The following is a 14,613-nucleotide window of genomic DNA, read 5'->3' on the forward strand; positions in this document are numbered from 1 at the left end:
CTTGCTGGTTATGTGGATAGAGGAATATCCTTATTCTTTCCTTCCGCTTTGTTGATGTCTTTTTCAGGCGGATTCCGTTTGAAGTAATACAATAGAACAAGAACGACGGACACGGCCAATATCGCATAAACCGATACGAACAGAACGAACAGTACGGCTAAGTTTCCTGACGTGGTAACTGAATCCTCTGTACTGAGAATGCGGTAAATCGTCCAAGGCTGACGTCCTGTACAGGCGAAAATCCATCCGAATTCGATGGCTAAGATCGATAGGGGGCCACCGGCTACAAACGACCACATCAACCATTTAGGGAACCGGTCTTTTTTCAATAATTTGTTCCATACGTAGGCAATGAGGGAAAGTAAAATGAGCAGGGAGCCGATTCCCACCATCGCGTTGAATAACGTATGAACGAAGAGAGGCGGCCAATATTCCTCAGGGAAGTCGTTTAAGCCGATAACTTCCGTATCGAAGCTGTTCCCGGCAAGGAAACTCAAGGCCCAGGGGATTTCGATCCCCCATTTTACTTCCCTCTCTACAGGATCCGTGAAGCCTCCAATGGAAAGTGGTGCATGGGTTTGGGTCTCAAACAAGCCTTCAGCTGCAGCCAGTTTCTCAGGCTGATACTCATGAAGCATTTGAGCCGATTCATGACCATTAATCGCCGTGAAGAAGGAGAAGACGCCTCCGACTAATAAACAAATCATAAGGGATTTTTGATGGAATTTATAAATCCTTGACCCAAATGATGTGCGGAGCATCTTAAATGCGGAAACTGTAGCAATCGTGAACGATCCCACTACATAAGCAGATAATGCTACATGGCCCGCAGTAACAAAAAAGCTTGGATTGAAGAAGGCTTTCCAAGGATCCACGTTGGTGATTTCTCCGTTCACCATTTCAAATCCGGCAGGTGTCCCTTCAAACGCATGTACATTTGTGATTAATACAGCTGAAGCCAGTCCACCGATGGCGACCAGGACAAGACTCACGATTCTCATCCAGGGAGCGATCCGATTCGCCGCATACACATAAATAGACATAAATAACGCTTCAACAAAAAAGGCATAGATTTCGATTTGGAAAGGCAATGCCATCACCCGCCCGATAACCTCCATGAATCCTGGCCATAGGAGCGACAATTGAACACCTGCAATCGTCCCTGTCGGAATACCTACCCCCAGCAGCACGGCGAACGCCTTCGTCCAGCGTTTTGCCATCACGGAATAATCCAGATCATTCGTCCGCTGATACATAATTTCTGCAACAAGAATCATTAACGGAATACCGACTCCGAGTGTGGCAAAAATGATATGAAAGGCCATTGTAGTGCCAAATAAGGAACGAGCAATTACTAATTCATCCATTCTCAAGTCTCCCTTACTAGTCTTTAACATTTCCTTATTGTCCACTTAATGGAAAATAATATTCATGATTTTTAGTAGGGGGAGAAAGTTTGATTGTTGATCTGAAATGCTGTTGGGGAATGTCGATTTTTGTAAGTTGATAATATAATAGGCAGAGTCGATAATATATGGGGGAAAGTCGATGATATAATCGGAAAGTCGATAATATAGCCGAAAATTTAATCGCAAAAACTAAAAAAGAGCAGCTCACCAGCTGCTCTCTCTCAAAAAGTTCTATTGTAATGCCTGTTTTAAAGTCTCGATGTTTTTATTCATGAGTGAAAAATAGTCTTCGTCATTGTTTCTATCTTCTTCGGTAAGGACAGATAGATTATGGAGGGTCAGGGCTTTTGCACCCAATTCGTTTTGAACGACTTCTGTTAAACGCGAAGAGACGTTTTGTTCAAAAAGGATGTATTGTACATTGTCTTCTTTCCCTTTTTCAATGATCTTCTTAAGCTCTTGCTGAGATGGCTCATCAGCCGTATTCAATCCGGCGATGGCTTCTTGATGCAGTCCGTAGCGTTCTTCCCAATAGCTGTAAGCAGCATGAGAAACGTAGAAGGTTTTCTTTGGCGCGCTTTCTGCCATGTCCTTAAATTCTGCGTCAAGCGCATCTAAATCTTTCGTTAATGCAGCGAGGTTCGCCTGGAAATCTTCCTTATGTTCCGGCATTTCTTTAGAAAGTGTATCTGCAATGGTTTTCGCCATTTCTTTAGAGTACACCGGGTCTAACCAGAGATGAGGGTCAACGTCATGGTTGTGCTCATCCCCGTGATCGTCCTCGTGAGAGTCGCCATGTTCTTCATGCTCTTCAGCACTTTCTTCACCATGATCTTCTTCATGGTTCAATTCAACATGTTCACTGGTCGGTACAACGACTACATCTTCGTTTTCTAGAATCGATTTCGATCCCTCAACGAATCCTTCAAGTCCCATTCCGATGTAGAAGAAAACATCTCCATCAGCCATTTTAATCATATCTTTTTGAGAAGGCTCGAACGTATGCTCATCGGCACCTGGAGGGTAAATGCTTTCCACCTCCACATGTTCCCCGCCAATTTTTTTCGTGAAATCCTCCAGTGGATACACGGTAGTGTACACTTCCAATTTATCTTTCTCTCCAGCGTCTTCCTGCTTAGAAGAAGCTCCGCAAGCGGACAATACTAAAATCAATAATAAAAATAAACTCATACGAATATAGTTCAAGAGGAATCCTCCTTTAAAGGTAATAGTTTAATAACTGTAATGATTACGATTTAGCACAAAGGTTATTTTACTACCGTTATGGGGAATAAGCAAGATATATGGATGGATTTTTAAATTTTTCTCTTTTAAAAAGGCTCTTTTCGCAAAGGTTGGGCTATTGTAGAGGAGAAAGTAATAGTTGATTTCCGCTCCAGGATGCTCGCTTTCCGCGGGGCTGGCGGTGAGCCTCCTCGGCTGCGCCTCCGGGGTCTCACCTGTCCAGCTATTCCCGCAGGAGTCGAGCATCCTGCAGCGAGGATCAACTTTCTGAGCATGTATCCTTAATGGAAAACAATTAAAACAAGAATTTTAGCAAACCATCTCATTTAAGGTAAGTAGAGATTGATTTTCCTTTTAAGGAAGAAGAATTATTTTTTTCTAGTTACTTTTTTTCTTGCACACCTTGAAGCTCTGTCATGAAAATTCTATTAAAGATGGTGAGGGGAACTGCGCAGACTCCTGCGGAAGTACGGGCGTGCCGAGACCCCGGAAGCGAAGCTGAGGAGGCTCGGCCGAACGTCCGCGGAAAGCGGAGTAGTTCCCCTCACCATCCAGCATAAACCTGGTTGACAGAGCCATTGCAGATTCTATGCTAGAAAACAACAATCTTTGTGAAAAGAGCTTTTTAAAAAAGAAAGACTACCTCCGGATAGGAGCTAGTCGGAATGATTCGTATTTTTAGATGGCCATTTTTCTGGCACGTGATCAATTCCACCAGGATGAAAAGGGTGGCATTTCATAATCCGCTTTATTGTTAACCATCCTCCACGTAACGCACCGAACCGACTCACTGCCTGCACGCCATAATGGGAACAGGTTGGATAGAATCGGCAAGTTGGAGGCTTGAGAGGAGAGATGACCCGTTGGTACACCTTAAATACAAATAACAATAACCTTTTCATAACACGTCTCCTGATTGATTTTCTTTTACTATATCAAAACTCTTTGGAGGATTAAAACGTTTTTGACTGAATGTCTTCCAATGTTCTTCACGATCGGTTCTTAAGAAGCTAATCATTAAGAATTTCCAATTAGAAAATATAGGTATTTATTTTAATTCAGATTAAGTTGATGAAATAACTATGAATTTACGTTATACTTATAATTAGAAACTAAATGGGAGTGATTTTAATGCCTTCAGTAGAAAGCTTTGAATTAGATCATAATGCAGTGAAAGCACCTTTTGTGAGACATTGCGGTGTCCATAAAGTAGGCAGCGACGGACTTATCAACAAGTTTGATATTCGTTTCTGTCAGCCTAACAAACAAGCGATGAAGCCTGATTCCATTCATACACTTGAGCATTTATTAGCCTTCACCATCCGTAAATATGCAGAGCCGTATGCTCATTTCGATATTATTGATATTTCTCCAATGGGATGCCAGACTGGCTACTATCTGGTTGTCAGCGGAGAGCCTAAAGTAGAAGAAATAATCGACCTCTTAAATGATACGATGAAAGAAGCGGTCGAGATTGAAGAAATTCCGGCTGCCAATGAAAAACAATGCGGCCAGGCGAAGCTCCATGATTTAGAAGGAGCAAAGAAATTAATGAAATTCTGGCTTAGCCAAAGTAACGAAGATCTAAAACAGGTTTTTGCATAAAAACATAAAAAAATCCACCGTTCTAAAGTAGAACGGTGGATTTTATTTTATCTCTCTTGCTTTTCTTCTTCTTGCTTCATTTTCTCCAAATGAGGATTATCTTCAAGTGGATCCACTGTATGTTTAACTGCTGTATAGGCTTTTGAAGTCGTAAGGGCACTTACGAATATCACTAAAATACATATAGCAACAGCGATGATCAGGACAAGAGTTACTGACATTATGCAACCCCCTTTTTTCACTATTTTACCATAGAAGATAGGGATGTTCATGGACAAAAATCAACATTTTTATGACGTAAACACGCAGGTTTATCTACTAATGACTAGTAATATTTGGTATCCTCAAAGGTGCATATGAATTTTTTATTAGTATGTACCAGCTTCGATAAACGAAACGAGGGGGAAATTACCATGGATGTTTCTTCAATGATGGGTAAGCAGGTTGCAGAGCTTCAACGAACACTCAGTATGAATTTATTGAAAAGTCAGATGGCGACACAAACGGCTCAAGTGACCGTAATGATGAAAGAAATGCAGGTCAGTCAGCCTGCGCCGCATCCCGTTAAAGGACATGTCCTTGATGTGAAGGGATGAAACGGGAAGAAGCCTTGTTCCGGGAAAGTTCGGAACAAGGCTTCTTCTTTCACCTTTTCAATTAATGAAGGCTCTTTTTTTCCAGTCTCACTCTTTCTTCGCTGTTGGACCATTTTTCTTTTAGTGTTTCAAATATGTATAAGCGGAAGAAGTATTGTAATTCTTCTGTTTCCATTTCTTGAATAAGTTCCAGTAGCTCGTTCCTAGAGGTATCTTCTAAGATTGTAAGGGCAATGAGGTCTAAGTCTTCGTCGGTACCTTTGATTCTTCCTCGGTACATTTCATAAATTTCTTCGATTAACTTCATGCGCTTCACCTCCCTTTCGTTCATTTTACCATGAACGTTTATGAATTACTCTACATATTATGCTAGGACAACTCTTATTTGTCTTTACCCTTTATAAGGCTTACTAACCATGGGCTCATCAAACGGAATTCACTCACTTTTTGACAAAATCTGCTATGAAAGCAGGTTTAGCCTTGGTATCAAATTCCTTGTTGCAAAGCCAACCATTAGAAAAAGGAGATGCTTTATTTGGAAAAAAGTATGCTGTTAGTTGGATCGGGACTGGGTGCAATGATTTTAAATTTATTTGGAGAATGGAATTCTCTGTTGACTATTTTGTTAATTGCCGTGACTTTGGATTATTTCACCGGGATGATTGCAAGTGGGATTGAAGGAAAGTTATCCAGCAAATTCGGTTTGAGAGGGATTGGTCGGAAAGTCCTGATTTTCTCTCTTGTCACGGTTGCCCACCTTATTGATACTATACTAACAAATCAACACTTTATTCGTAATGCCACGATAATTTTTTACTTATGTAATGAAATGATTTCGATCATAGAAAATGTAGGCCGTGCAGGAGTACCTGTACCGGAGTTTCTGAGGAAAGCGGTAGAGGTCTTAAAGAAGAAATCGAAGTGAATAGAATTTCGACAATTGAGGAAAATGAAGGGTAAGCACAGTGAAGGAGTGGGAAGATGAACGAAGAACGACACGATTATTATATTGAAGTAGCCACGGGTGAGATTTCAAGAAGCTCGACAGATTCGCCCTGGAACTTTAAGATATCTGCAACAGATGAAGAAATCACCCAGCTTAGGGAAGTGTTCGATTCCAATCACTCAGTCGATTGGCAGAACTTCTATCGTGCGCATGTCCCTTATATTCAATATCATTTTGACCGGGAAAATGATGCATATGATGAGAACCTCCATCAAGTGTATGAAATGATTCATCGTCTTGGAGATGATGAAGCGAAGAAATTCATCGAGAGTATAGGTATCTTGAATTCAGAGCCTCATGAGGATCCAGAGTAATGAATAAAAGTGTTGGTTCAGAAGAGATATCTGTGGACCAATGCTTTTTATTTATGGTTAGATGAAAGAAAGTGTGTACGGATGAGGTGAAATCAGATGGAACAGTTTATCGACGAAAATGGGAAGAGAGTAGAAATATCCTTTGAAAAGGGCAGGTTTCAACAAGAATCACACCATGTGCTGGTGCTATGTCGCTACAAAGAGAATTGGTTGTTAACACGGCATAAAAGAAGAGGTCTGGAGTTTCCTGGAGGGAAGAGGGAAAAAGGGGAAACCCTTGAGGAAGCTGCGGTACGTGAAACGTATGAAGAGACAGGGGGAGTGATCAAGGATCCAGTATGCATAGGGGAATATAAAGTATATGATCACTCACCATTTATTAAAACGATTTTCTTCGCTGAAGCTGAGGGTATCGTAAGCAAGGAAGATTATCTGGAAACAGATGGAGCCGTCCTTTGGAACGGTGATTTCTCCAACATTCATGACGATCCTTCCTTTAGTTTTATCATGAAAGATGAAGTGGTGGACTTGGCTCTCAAAAGAATAAGGGATCTCAACCTTATGATTTGATTAATTTCTTTTCGAGTTGTTCAACCAGCTTATACATAATGGTAGCAAATACGGCAATGACAAGCAGGGATAGCAGGACAAGAGTAAAGTTAAAGACTTGGAATCCATAAATGATCATATATCCGAGCCCCTTGGCGGAAACCAGGAATTCACCTACAATTACCCCGACCCATGATAAGCCCACGTTGACTTTCAATGTCGAGATGATGGTCGGGAAAGAGGCAGGGAGAATGACTTCTTTGAACATTTGCCCCCTTCTTGCTCCGAAGGTCTGCATTACCTTCAAATAATTCGGGTCCACTTCCCTGAAGGAAGTATACACAACAATCGTGGTGATGATGACGGATATGACGGTACCCATGGCGATGATGGATGTGAAGCCGGGTCCCAACCCCACAATTAATATCGGGCCGAGGGCCACTTTCGGCATGGCATTCAGTATTACAAGATAGGGGTCCAACACTTTAGAAAGAAATGGTGACCACCATAATAAAGCGGCTAATAGCGTCCCGAGTAAGGTGCCGAGAATGAATCCGATGATCGTTTCACCGAGTGTGACAGACAAGTTGGCAAGAAGGCTTCCGTCTCCCAGTTTTACGAGAAACAGTTTCCATATTTTTGAGGGTGAGCTGAAGATGAGGGGATCTATCCAGCTGTTTCGGCTCGCGATTTCCCAAAGCGAGAAGAATACAAAGAAAATAAGCGCTTGATAAAACCAGACCCATCGCTGTTCTTTCTTAATTGATTGGATGTATTCCAGGTGTTTTTGTTTAATCGATTCGTGATTCAAGTTTTTCAAGCTCCTTCCATATGGTTTGGAAAAATCCCGGGTATATCTCATGATTCCTCACTTCAAAGGGCATTAACTCTTTTAATGGTGGCGGGACCTCGAATATCTTGTGGATATATCCTGGTTTCGACCCGAATAGAATGATGCGGTCACTCATGGAGATGGCTTCGCCAATATCATGGGTCACAAGAATAGCGGTTTTGCCAAAATACTTTAATGTGGAGTACACCAGATCCTCTAGCTTCAATTTGGTTTGATAATCGAGTGCTGAGAAAGGTTCATCCAGGAGAAGTAATTGAGGTTCTGTGATGAGAGTTCGAATCAGCGCCACCCTTTGACGCATTCCTCCCGATAGTTCCCTTGGATAAGATGTTTCTACACCTTCTAACCCCATTTCAGCCAACATAGCACGTGCTTCTTTCCTCTTTTCTTCTGTAAGGGTCCCCATAATGGTCAAACCTAGAAAAATATTTTCTTCGATGGTCTTCCATGGAAACAGATAGTCCTGCTGCAGCATGTATCCCAGTTTCTCTTTCATTTTTCGAATAGGTTGTTGGTTTAAAAGAATCGTTCCTTCTGTCGGCCGGATAAGTCCTGCAATAATGGAGAGTAACGTGGTTTTCCCGCATCCACTCGGACCGATAAAGGAGACAAACTCACCTTCTTTTACTTCAAGCGTTATGTCTGAAAGGGCATGGGTGGCCGTTTTGGGTGAAAAGTAGGTGTGATGGATCGAATCTAAAGATAGAAAGTTCACTGTATTTAAGCCTCCATTTTCTTTTTTTCTATAAGTGAAGGGCTGACATGTGAAGTCAGCCCCGGACCGTTCTACTTTGCTGCTTTTTCAGCGATCGACGTGTTCACTAACGTTTCATGATCAACGGACTGTGGAAGCTCCCCTGCTTCATCCATGATGTTTTGGAGATTGTTCCACTCTTCTTCGTCAAGGATTGGATCTGTGGCGAAGGACCCTTGTGATTTGTAGCGATCAACAACCGTTTCAATTAATGAAAGCTCTGTGTCTTCAAAATAGGGCTCGATCACTTTCGCAATGTCTGCTGCACTGTTTTCCTCCACCCATGCTTGAGCTTTGTACAGAGCTTTCGTAAATTTCTCTACGGTTTCTTTGTTTTCTTTCATGTAGCTGTCTTTGGACATGAACGTTGTATAGGGAACGTGACCGGATTCTGTTCCAAAGGAAGCCACGATATGCCCTTTTCCTTCCTGTTCAAAAATGGATGCCGTTGGTTCGAATAGCTGAACGTAATCTCCTGTACCGGATGCAAAAGCACTCGCGATATTCGCGAAATCAATGTTTTGGATCAGGTTTAAATCGCTTTGCGGGTCGATGCCATTCTGCTTCAGGACAAATTCCCCAACCATTTGCGGCATACCGCCTTTACGCTGACCAAGGAAGGTGGTGCCCTTTAGCTGATCCCATTCAAAGTTCTCTACTTTTTCACGGGAAACAAGAAATGTTCCATCGGTCTGGGTTAATTGAGCAAAGTTAATGACCGGATCATCCGAACCTTGTGCATGGACGTAGATGGAGGTTTCTGAACCGACCAGGGCGATATCAGCACCGCCGGATAGCAAGGTGGTCATTGTCTTATCTCCACCCCAGGTAGTGGTCAGTTCAATGTCGAGCCCCTCTTCTTTGAAGAATCCTTTTTCGATTGCGACATATTCAGGAGCATAGAAAATCGAGCGGGTCACTTCTGCTACCCGAACTTTCTGTACGACATCTTCTTTTTCTCCACATGCTGTCAACCCGATTGTCAACATGCTTATGAGCATCACGGCAAAGCCGCTACGAAGCCATTTTTTCATTCAATATTCCTCCTTTAAGCTTTGTGAAACTCGTTTATCGATAGAATGGGGATGAGTGCATCTCTCTTTGCCTTGTTTATCTTTCCATATTAAAAGGGTAGGATGGTCATAAAGGCAGCGTCTTGTATCTTATCTTGATGATGAGATTTGCTAAAATATCCTATGTAGAGTACAAAAAATGTGTGAATACCCAATGCACGGTTTGAAAGGAAGAGAATATGAAAAACGGAACGATCGTGAAGAAAACATTGTTTCCTTCACCTAATCCTCGTGTTGAACTATATGAAATCACCTATTTATCCTCTGGTTTACGGGTAAAGGGGTTATTGGCTGAACCTGCCGGGACAGGGAAGTACGATGGGTTCCTTTATTTGAGAGGTGGGATCAAAGGTGTCGGCATGGTTCGGCCGGCGAGAATCGCTCAATTTGCTTCTCACGGATTCATTGTTTTTGCTCCCTATTACCGAGGTAACCTTGGAGGAGAGGGAAATGAAGATTTTGCGGGGGATGATCGTGAAGACGCCATTTCGGGTGTTGAATTGCTTAAACATTATCACAGAGTGGTCCCTAACCGGATCCATGTGTTTGGCTTTTCCCGTGGTGGGGTCATGGCGCTAATGACAGGCATCGAGCAGAGGGACGTCACATCCGTTGTTACATGGGGAGGCGTATCGGATATGTTCTTAACATATGAAGAACGTAAGGATCTCAGGAGAATGATGAAACGAGTCATAGGGGGAAGTCCCAATAAAGTACCGGAACGATACGAATGGCGTACCCCACTGTACGAATTAGAAAACCTTGAAGCTCCCGTATTGATCATTCACGGTGAAAAGGATCAGAACGTTTCAGTTGAGCATGCATATAGATTAGAAAAAAGACTGAAAGAGTTGGAGAAATCTGTTTCGTCCCGATACTTCAAAGAGTTTACGCATTATTTTCCACCACGAAAGAATCAACAAATCGTCTCCATGCTATGCACATGGATGAAAAATCAATAGACAGTGGTGTATTAAATAAAAGGCTCTTTTATGATCAAAGCTTGTAGCTATCATAATGAAGAAAGTAATAGTTGATTTCCGTTCCAGGATGCTCGCTTTCCGCGGGGCTGGCGGTGAGCCTCCTCGGCTTCGCCTTCGGGGTCTCACCTGTCCAGCTATTCCCGCAGGAGTCGAGCTTCCTTCCGCTCCAATCAACTTTCTAAGCATGTTTCTTTGAGAAAAAACAAAAACTTTTAGTAAACAACCCCTTTAAGGTGGAGGTAAATGATTTATAGAAGAATTCTGTTTTCTAATTAGATTGTTTTACGCTTTGTAGCTCTGTCACGAAAAATCTCTTGAAGATGGTGAGGGGAACTGCGTAGACTCCTGCGGAAGTACGGGCGTGCCGAGACCCCGTTCGGCTAAGCTGAGGAGGCTCGGCCGAACGCTAGCTGCAAGCGAAGCAGTTCCCCTCACCATCCAGCACATACTAATTGACAGAGCCTAGGCAGTTCTTATGTTAAAATAGGGCAAATAAAAAAAGGATTGAGGTCAAGCGAAATGGGCATGGGCTTGGAATTAAACACGATGATTGTGACAAAAGGAAAAGAAGTAAGGAAAGAAGAGAATCTGTTCGAGCTCCAAAAAGGTGGATATCGTCTTTATCCTATGCATATTCCGATAGATGTCAGAAAAACGAAACATAGTGATCCCAGTGGTTATGGAAGAATCGAAAAGATGGAGTGGACAGATGAGAAAACGACGATCCTTTATCGGTTGATTTCCTTGAATTCCACGAACTAAATAAAGGAGGGCTGTAAACATTCGCTTACAGCCCTCCTTTTATTGTATTTCCTCATATAAAATATAGCGATTATTCTCTGTCTGGGCGATCAGGTAGTTGCTGTGATCCTTCACGCTATAGATGGGTGTTCCTTTTTTCAGTGTATTTGCCGTGAAGTCATTAACAGGGTGATATTCACTATCAATCTTTTCTTTAATAGCCCCGAGCTTTTCATCCAGGACCAGCTTCTTCTCCTCAGAGACCTTCACATATTCCTTCTTGTTCACTACCATCATATCCCCGTATCCACATAATTCATAGGATGCAGGTTCTTTGTCGCCGCATGCACTTAATAAGAATACGCATAATATCAAAACAACCAATCGCTTCATGTTTTTCCTCCTTATCATTTCTTTACATACTCAAAAGATATTCAAGCTTGTACGTCAACATGTTTGTTTTTTTATTCAAAACTACATCAACTTTGAAATGGATATAGTGGTATAATGTTCCTTAAGTGAATAAACCCACGCAGAAATTAGGTGCTGATCTTTAGCATAAAGGGAATTCGGTGTGAATCCGAAGCTGTTTCCGCAACTGTAAGTGCTGACGAAATAAGAAGAACACCACTATTTGATCATTCAGATGGGAAGGTTCTTAGAGTAGGCTGACGCACGAGCCAGGATACCTGCCTTTTTTCCATCGTATTATACTCTTCGGAAGTTAAGGGTATGGTGCGGCTTTTTAGCATCTCTATTTTCATATGGATGACAACTGCCGGCCAATATTCTTGGGTGGTTTTTTTGTGTTTATGTACCCTCCCGGAAGATACGATAGGTGTTTCACAAACATCATTCAGAAAGGAGGAACTTACATATGGCAAATGATTTCCGCTACTTATGTTATCCCTATATGCGAGAGTCTGTTTCAACTGTAGATTTTGAGATCCGGACCGATTCACTGTCGACTAAAATCGGACTCGCGTCATCAATGACGGAACACTTACCAAAAGTGCACGACGATTTATTATATTTAGCTGAGATGGCGTACCATCTCAATGGCTCGGTGAGGGGAATGACGGCCATCATGGAAGAGGACTTGAATAAATTGAGCCAAATGTATGATCGTTATGTGTCGGAAGTCGAGGATCGTATCCAAACCTTTGTCCTTCCGCAAGGCTGTACAGCCGCATGTACGCTTCATACCTGTCGCAGTGAAGCGAAAAAGTCCGTCCGTGCCTTACATAAAGTCAGTACTGAGATGAAAGTGGAAAATATTTTATTTAAATACGCTCATTTACTGGCAAATGTCCTGTTTGTGATGGCTGTGTATGTGAATAAATGTGAAGGGATTGAAGAAATTCCTTTTGTGAGTAAATCGTATAGCGACAAAATATAGAAAAGCGGGGAAGATGAAATATGAAAAAATCATGGTTAAATAGTTTACTATTATCAATCATCCTGGTTGTTTTCGCAGGGTGCAGCAATGGGGAAGAAGTAACATCCACAAAGGAAGTCAAGCCTGAAAAGGAGTCTTATTCTGTGACCGATGACAGGGGAGAAGAAATTAGCTTTGAGAAAGTGCCGGAAACCGTTATTTCCTTACAGCCGAGTAACACAGAGATTCTCTTTGCCATAGGAGCCGGAGATAAGGTAATCGGGGCAACTGAATACGACAACTATCCTGAAGAAGCGAAGGAGATTAAAAGAGTGTCGGATTCCATGACGGTCAATGCTGAAGAGGTCATTGCACTAAAGCCGGAAGTTGTCATTGCTTATACCACTGGAGACGATGCCGGAGTGAAGCAGCTTGAAGAGGCGGGATTAAACGTATTCGTCATTCAATCTGCCCAAACCTTTGAAGATGTTTATGGGGATATTGAACAAATTGCAACGGTAATGGGAGTAGAGAAGAAGGGGAACGAATTGGTAGACGGCATCAAGCAACAGATTTCGGATGTGAAAGATAAAGTAAGCACGCTAAAGGAAAAAGAACAAGTATATTTTGAAATCAGTCCATCTCCTGATATCTATACAGCTGGAGCAGAAACATTTCAGCAGGAAATACTGGAAACGGCCGGGGTCGAGAATATCTTTGTAGATCAAAAAGGCTGGGTGAAAGTAGGAGAAGAAGAAATCATTAAACGTAATCCTAATATGATTTTGACGACAGTGGGGTATGTCGACGAGCCGACAGCTGAAATCAAGTCACGGGAAAGCTGGAAAGATGTAAAAGCAGTGAAAAATGGCCAGGTCTATTTCTTGGATTCAGACATTATGTCAAGACCGGGCCCACGTATTGGAGAAGCCGTTGAGCTTACAGCCAAAACGGTGTATCCGGAATTGTTTTCTGAATAAGATTGAATGTGAGATGGGGAAGACAATGATTTGCAAGAGGAATCATTGTCTTTTTCTGATAGATTGTTACTTTTTGTAGGTTTTGTAAAGCAAACATATTAGTACTGTCTTCTTTCTAAATAGCAACATATTTTTGCGGGGAAATCCTTATCATCACAAGTTCAACAATCTTCAACATTGTGTTAAAGTTAACCTAACATAATCACGTTAGGAGAATTCAATATGAGCAAACTGGAAGTCATAGTCTTGAATGAGGAGGATGCCAAAGTTGCAGAAGCATCCGGAGCAGATCGTCTTGAATTGGTGTCTGCCATACATGAGGGAGGATTAACTCCTGATTTACATGTGATAGAAAAAGTATTAAGGACTGTGTCGATTCCTGTTCAGATTATGATCCGTTTACATAGTAAATCTTTCTCGTATCAGTCTGATGAATTGCAAACCATGGCCGAACAAATTAGAACTATAGTTGAAATGGGAAGCCAGGGTATCGTTTTTGGCGCATTATCACATGAAGGTAAGCTTGATTCCCACGCTTTAAAGGAGATCGTACAAAATGCGAAGGGTCAATCGATTACTTTTCACCGCGCTATCGACCTGTCTCATGATCCAGTAGCCTTATGTAAAGGAATATTCCATTCAGGCTTAAACGTTGATCGAATTCTCACATCAGGAGGAAAATCTGAAGTGAGTAAGGGACTGGATACGATTGGTGAAATGAGGGAAATAGAGCAAATGGGAGGTCCCATTATCATGCCGGGTTCGGGTTTAACTGTGGAAAATATAGGCGAAATACACAGCAAGCTAAAAGCAAGAGAATATCATGTAGGATCAGGTGTCCGACATAATGGGTGCTATGACTTAGGGATAGACTCTGAAAAGGTAATGGAAATCAAACGTGTGATTATGTCCTAATTTGATTTGTTACTATACTACTATTGGAAAAAAGAATGAATCATGGTAAAAATAGTATGTAATACAATAGAATACTATCAATATTTCTACTAGGGGAGTCCGATACATTGCTTGGACTGAGAGGAGAACGCATAAGTTCTTTGACCCTTTGAACCTGATCTGGATGATACCAGCGTAGGGAAGTAGTACGGAAGCGTTTATTTGTGTTTTAA

General features: G+C 41.9%; 19 protein-coding genes and 2 riboswitches. Of the genes, 10 read left to right on the forward strand and 9 right to left on the reverse strand.

Annotated elements, in window-relative coordinates:
* Positions 1-8: 8 nt before the first annotated feature.
* From RSX31_RS08010 to yidD, 3 genes are all read right to left on the reverse strand, one after another.
* Entirely contained in the window at positions 9-1,367 is a 1,359-nt protein-coding gene (locus tag RSX31_RS08010; protein WP_315634211.1) for a cytochrome ubiquinol oxidase subunit I, read from the reverse strand.
* A 273-nt stretch (positions 1,368-1,640) separates the two neighbouring features.
* The gene (locus RSX31_RS08015) at positions 1,641-2,615 is read right to left on the reverse strand and encodes a metal ABC transporter substrate-binding protein (protein WP_262372722.1); all 975 of its coding nucleotides are present in this window, start codon (positions 2,613-2,615) and stop codon (positions 1,641-1,643) included.
* Positions 2,616-3,310: 695 nt separating this feature from the next.
* A complete protein-coding gene (gene yidD / locus RSX31_RS08020) occupies positions 3,311-3,556 on the reverse strand; it encodes a membrane protein insertion efficiency factor YidD (RefSeq protein ID WP_148971032.1) in 246 nt (81 codons plus the stop codon).
* A 229-nt stretch (positions 3,557-3,785) separates the two neighbouring features.
* Between yidD and RSX31_RS08025 the strand changes: the two genes are divergently transcribed.
* Entirely contained in the window at positions 3,786-4,259 is a 474-nt protein-coding gene (locus RSX31_RS08025; protein WP_148971031.1) for an S-ribosylhomocysteine lyase, read from the forward strand.
* Positions 4,260-4,306: 47 nt separating this feature from the next.
* On the opposite strand, the gene ytzI is transcribed toward RSX31_RS08025, so the two are convergent.
* Complete coding sequence (gene ytzI / locus RSX31_RS08030; protein ID WP_148971030.1) at positions 4,307-4,480, reverse strand: YtzI protein; 174 nt, start codon at positions 4,478-4,480, stop codon at positions 4,307-4,309.
* A gap of 192 nt (positions 4,481-4,672) precedes the next feature.
* On the opposite strand from ytzI, the gene RSX31_RS08035 reads away from it, so the two are divergent.
* On the forward strand, positions 4,673-4,855 hold the full coding sequence (locus RSX31_RS08035) for a hypothetical protein (RefSeq protein WP_148996174.1): 183 nt from the start codon (positions 4,673-4,675) through the stop codon (positions 4,853-4,855).
* 61 nt (positions 4,856-4,916) lie between these two features.
* On the opposite strand, the gene RSX31_RS08040 is transcribed toward RSX31_RS08035, so the two are convergent.
* On the reverse strand, positions 4,917-5,162 hold the full coding sequence (locus tag RSX31_RS08040) for a DUF6154 family protein (RefSeq protein ID WP_044340349.1): 246 nt from the start codon (positions 5,160-5,162) through the stop codon (positions 4,917-4,919).
* A gap of 228 nt (positions 5,163-5,390) precedes the next feature.
* Here RSX31_RS08040 and RSX31_RS08045 point away from each other — a divergent pair, with 228 nt between their 5' ends.
* The 3 genes from RSX31_RS08045 (at position 5,391) to ytkD (ending at position 6,745) form a co-directional block, all read left to right on the forward strand.
* Complete coding sequence (locus tag RSX31_RS08045; protein WP_262371988.1) at positions 5,391-5,780, forward strand: phage holin family protein; 390 nt, start codon at positions 5,391-5,393, stop codon at positions 5,778-5,780.
* A gap of 56 nt (positions 5,781-5,836) precedes the next feature.
* Positions 5,837-6,175, forward strand: coding sequence for a hydrolase (locus RSX31_RS08050; RefSeq protein ID WP_148971029.1), 339 nt, complete (start codon positions 5,837-5,839; stop codon positions 6,173-6,175).
* A 96-nt stretch (positions 6,176-6,271) separates the two neighbouring features.
* Positions 6,272-6,745, forward strand: coding sequence for an RNA deprotection pyrophosphohydrolase (gene ytkD, locus RSX31_RS08055; RefSeq protein WP_148996173.1), 474 nt, complete (start codon positions 6,272-6,274; stop codon positions 6,743-6,745).
* On the opposite strand, the gene RSX31_RS08060 is transcribed toward ytkD, so the two are convergent.
* The 3 genes from RSX31_RS08060 to RSX31_RS08070 all read right to left on the reverse strand — a co-directional run bounded on the left by RSX31_RS08060 (position 6,735) and on the right by RSX31_RS08070 (position 9,365).
* Complete coding sequence (locus RSX31_RS08060; RefSeq protein ID WP_262371987.1) at positions 6,735-7,535, reverse strand: ABC transporter permease; 801 nt, start codon at positions 7,533-7,535, stop codon at positions 6,735-6,737. The genes ytkD and RSX31_RS08060 overlap by 11 nt on opposite strands.
* On the reverse strand, positions 7,516-8,292 hold the full coding sequence (locus tag RSX31_RS08065; protein ID WP_148996171.1) for an ABC transporter ATP-binding protein: 777 nt from the start codon (positions 8,290-8,292) through the stop codon (positions 7,516-7,518). The genes RSX31_RS08060 and RSX31_RS08065 overlap by 20 nt, the downstream gene beginning before the upstream one ends.
* 71 nt (positions 8,293-8,363) lie before the next feature.
* A complete protein-coding gene (locus tag RSX31_RS08070) occupies positions 8,364-9,365 on the reverse strand; it encodes an ABC transporter substrate-binding protein (protein WP_315634212.1) in 1,002 nt (333 codons plus the stop codon).
* Positions 9,366-9,583: 218 nt separating this feature from the next.
* Here RSX31_RS08070 and RSX31_RS08075 point away from each other — a divergent pair, with 218 nt between their 5' ends.
* Both RSX31_RS08075 and RSX31_RS08080 read left to right on the forward strand, forming a co-directional pair.
* Positions 9,584-10,366: an alpha/beta hydrolase family protein gene (locus RSX31_RS08075; protein ID WP_148996169.1), complete on the forward strand. Its 783-nt coding sequence runs from the start codon at positions 9,584-9,586 to the stop codon at positions 10,364-10,366.
* A 540-nt stretch (positions 10,367-10,906) separates the two neighbouring features.
* A complete protein-coding gene (locus tag RSX31_RS08080) occupies positions 10,907-11,149 on the forward strand; it encodes a DUF2584 domain-containing protein (RefSeq protein ID WP_148971023.1) in 243 nt (80 codons plus the stop codon).
* 39 nt (positions 11,150-11,188) lie between these two features.
* On the opposite strand, the gene RSX31_RS08085 is transcribed toward RSX31_RS08080, so the two are convergent.
* Positions 11,189-11,521 (reverse strand): hypothetical protein, encoded by a 333-nt coding sequence (locus RSX31_RS08085; protein WP_315634213.1) that lies wholly within the window; start codon positions 11,519-11,521, stop codon positions 11,189-11,191.
* Between the two features lie 131 nt (positions 11,522-11,652).
* Positions 11,653-11,839: riboswitch (cobalamin riboswitch) on the forward strand.
* Between the two features lie 166 nt (positions 11,840-12,005).
* Here RSX31_RS08085 and RSX31_RS08090 point away from each other — a divergent pair.
* The 3 genes from RSX31_RS08090 to RSX31_RS08100 all read left to right on the forward strand — a co-directional run bounded on the left by RSX31_RS08090 (position 12,006) and on the right by RSX31_RS08100 (position 14,401).
* Positions 12,006-12,527 (forward strand): hypothetical protein, encoded by a 522-nt coding sequence (locus RSX31_RS08090; RefSeq protein WP_315634214.1) that lies wholly within the window; start codon positions 12,006-12,008, stop codon positions 12,525-12,527.
* A 20-nt stretch (positions 12,528-12,547) separates the two neighbouring features.
* Positions 12,548-13,486, forward strand: coding sequence for an ABC transporter substrate-binding protein (locus tag RSX31_RS08095; RefSeq protein WP_148996167.1), 939 nt, complete (start codon positions 12,548-12,550; stop codon positions 13,484-13,486).
* A 222-nt stretch (positions 13,487-13,708) separates the two neighbouring features.
* The gene (locus RSX31_RS08100) at positions 13,709-14,401 is read left to right on the forward strand and encodes a copper homeostasis protein CutC (RefSeq protein ID WP_315634215.1); all 693 of its coding nucleotides are present in this window, start codon (positions 13,709-13,711) and stop codon (positions 14,399-14,401) included.
* Between the two features lie 81 nt (positions 14,402-14,482).
* Positions 14,483-14,599: riboswitch (TPP riboswitch) on the forward strand.
* Positions 14,600-14,613: the final 14 nt, after the last annotated feature.

Origin of the sequence: Rossellomorea yichunensis (assembly GCF_032337515.1) — a bacterium.
In the GTDB taxonomy this organism is placed as follows: domain Bacteria; phylum Bacillota; class Bacilli; order Bacillales; family Bacillaceae_B; genus Rossellomorea; species Rossellomorea yichunensis.

What these genes read in the sequence shown, in the direction of transcription:
- RSX31_RS08090 (WP_315634214.1), top strand. Translation starts at nt 12,006, where the DNA reads ATGGCAAATGATTTCCGCTACTTATGTTATCCCTATATGCGAGAGTCT.
- RSX31_RS08025 (WP_148971031.1), top strand. Translation starts at nt 3,786, where the DNA reads ATGCCTTCAGTAGAAAGCTTTGAATTAGATCATAATGCAGTGAAAGCA.
- RSX31_RS08010 (WP_315634211.1), bottom strand. Translation starts at nt 1,367, where the DNA reads ATGGATGAATTAGTAATTGCTCGTTCCTTATTTGGCACTACAATGGCC.
- ytzI (WP_148971030.1), bottom strand. Translation starts at nt 4,480, where the DNA reads ATGTCAGTAACTCTTGTCCTGATCATCGCTGTTGCTATATGTATTTTA.
- RSX31_RS08095 (WP_148996167.1), top strand. Translation starts at nt 12,548, where the DNA reads ATGAAAAAATCATGGTTAAATAGTTTACTATTATCAATCATCCTGGTT.
- RSX31_RS08080 (WP_148971023.1), top strand. Translation starts at nt 10,907, where the DNA reads ATGGGCATGGGCTTGGAATTAAACACGATGATTGTGACAAAAGGAAAA.
- RSX31_RS08085 (WP_315634213.1), bottom strand. Translation starts at nt 11,521, where the DNA reads ATGAAGCGATTGGTTGTTTTGATATTATGCGTATTCTTATTAAGTGCA.
- RSX31_RS08075 (WP_148996169.1), top strand. Translation starts at nt 9,584, where the DNA reads ATGAAAAACGGAACGATCGTGAAGAAAACATTGTTTCCTTCACCTAAT.
- RSX31_RS08100 (WP_315634215.1), top strand. Translation starts at nt 13,709, where the DNA reads ATGAGCAAACTGGAAGTCATAGTCTTGAATGAGGAGGATGCCAAAGTT.
- RSX31_RS08040 (WP_044340349.1), bottom strand. Translation starts at nt 5,162, where the DNA reads ATGAAGTTAATCGAAGAAATTTATGAAATGTACCGAGGAAGAATCAAA.
- RSX31_RS08035 (WP_148996174.1), top strand. Translation starts at nt 4,673, where the DNA reads ATGGATGTTTCTTCAATGATGGGTAAGCAGGTTGCAGAGCTTCAACGA.
- yidD (WP_148971032.1), bottom strand. Translation starts at nt 3,556, where the DNA reads ATGAAAAGGTTATTGTTATTTGTATTTAAGGTGTACCAACGGGTCATC.
- ytkD (WP_148996173.1), top strand. Translation starts at nt 6,272, where the DNA reads ATGGAACAGTTTATCGACGAAAATGGGAAGAGAGTAGAAATATCCTTT.
- RSX31_RS08050 (WP_148971029.1), top strand. Translation starts at nt 5,837, where the DNA reads ATGAACGAAGAACGACACGATTATTATATTGAAGTAGCCACGGGTGAG.
- RSX31_RS08070 (WP_315634212.1), bottom strand. Translation starts at nt 9,365, where the DNA reads ATGAAAAAATGGCTTCGTAGCGGCTTTGCCGTGATGCTCATAAGCATG.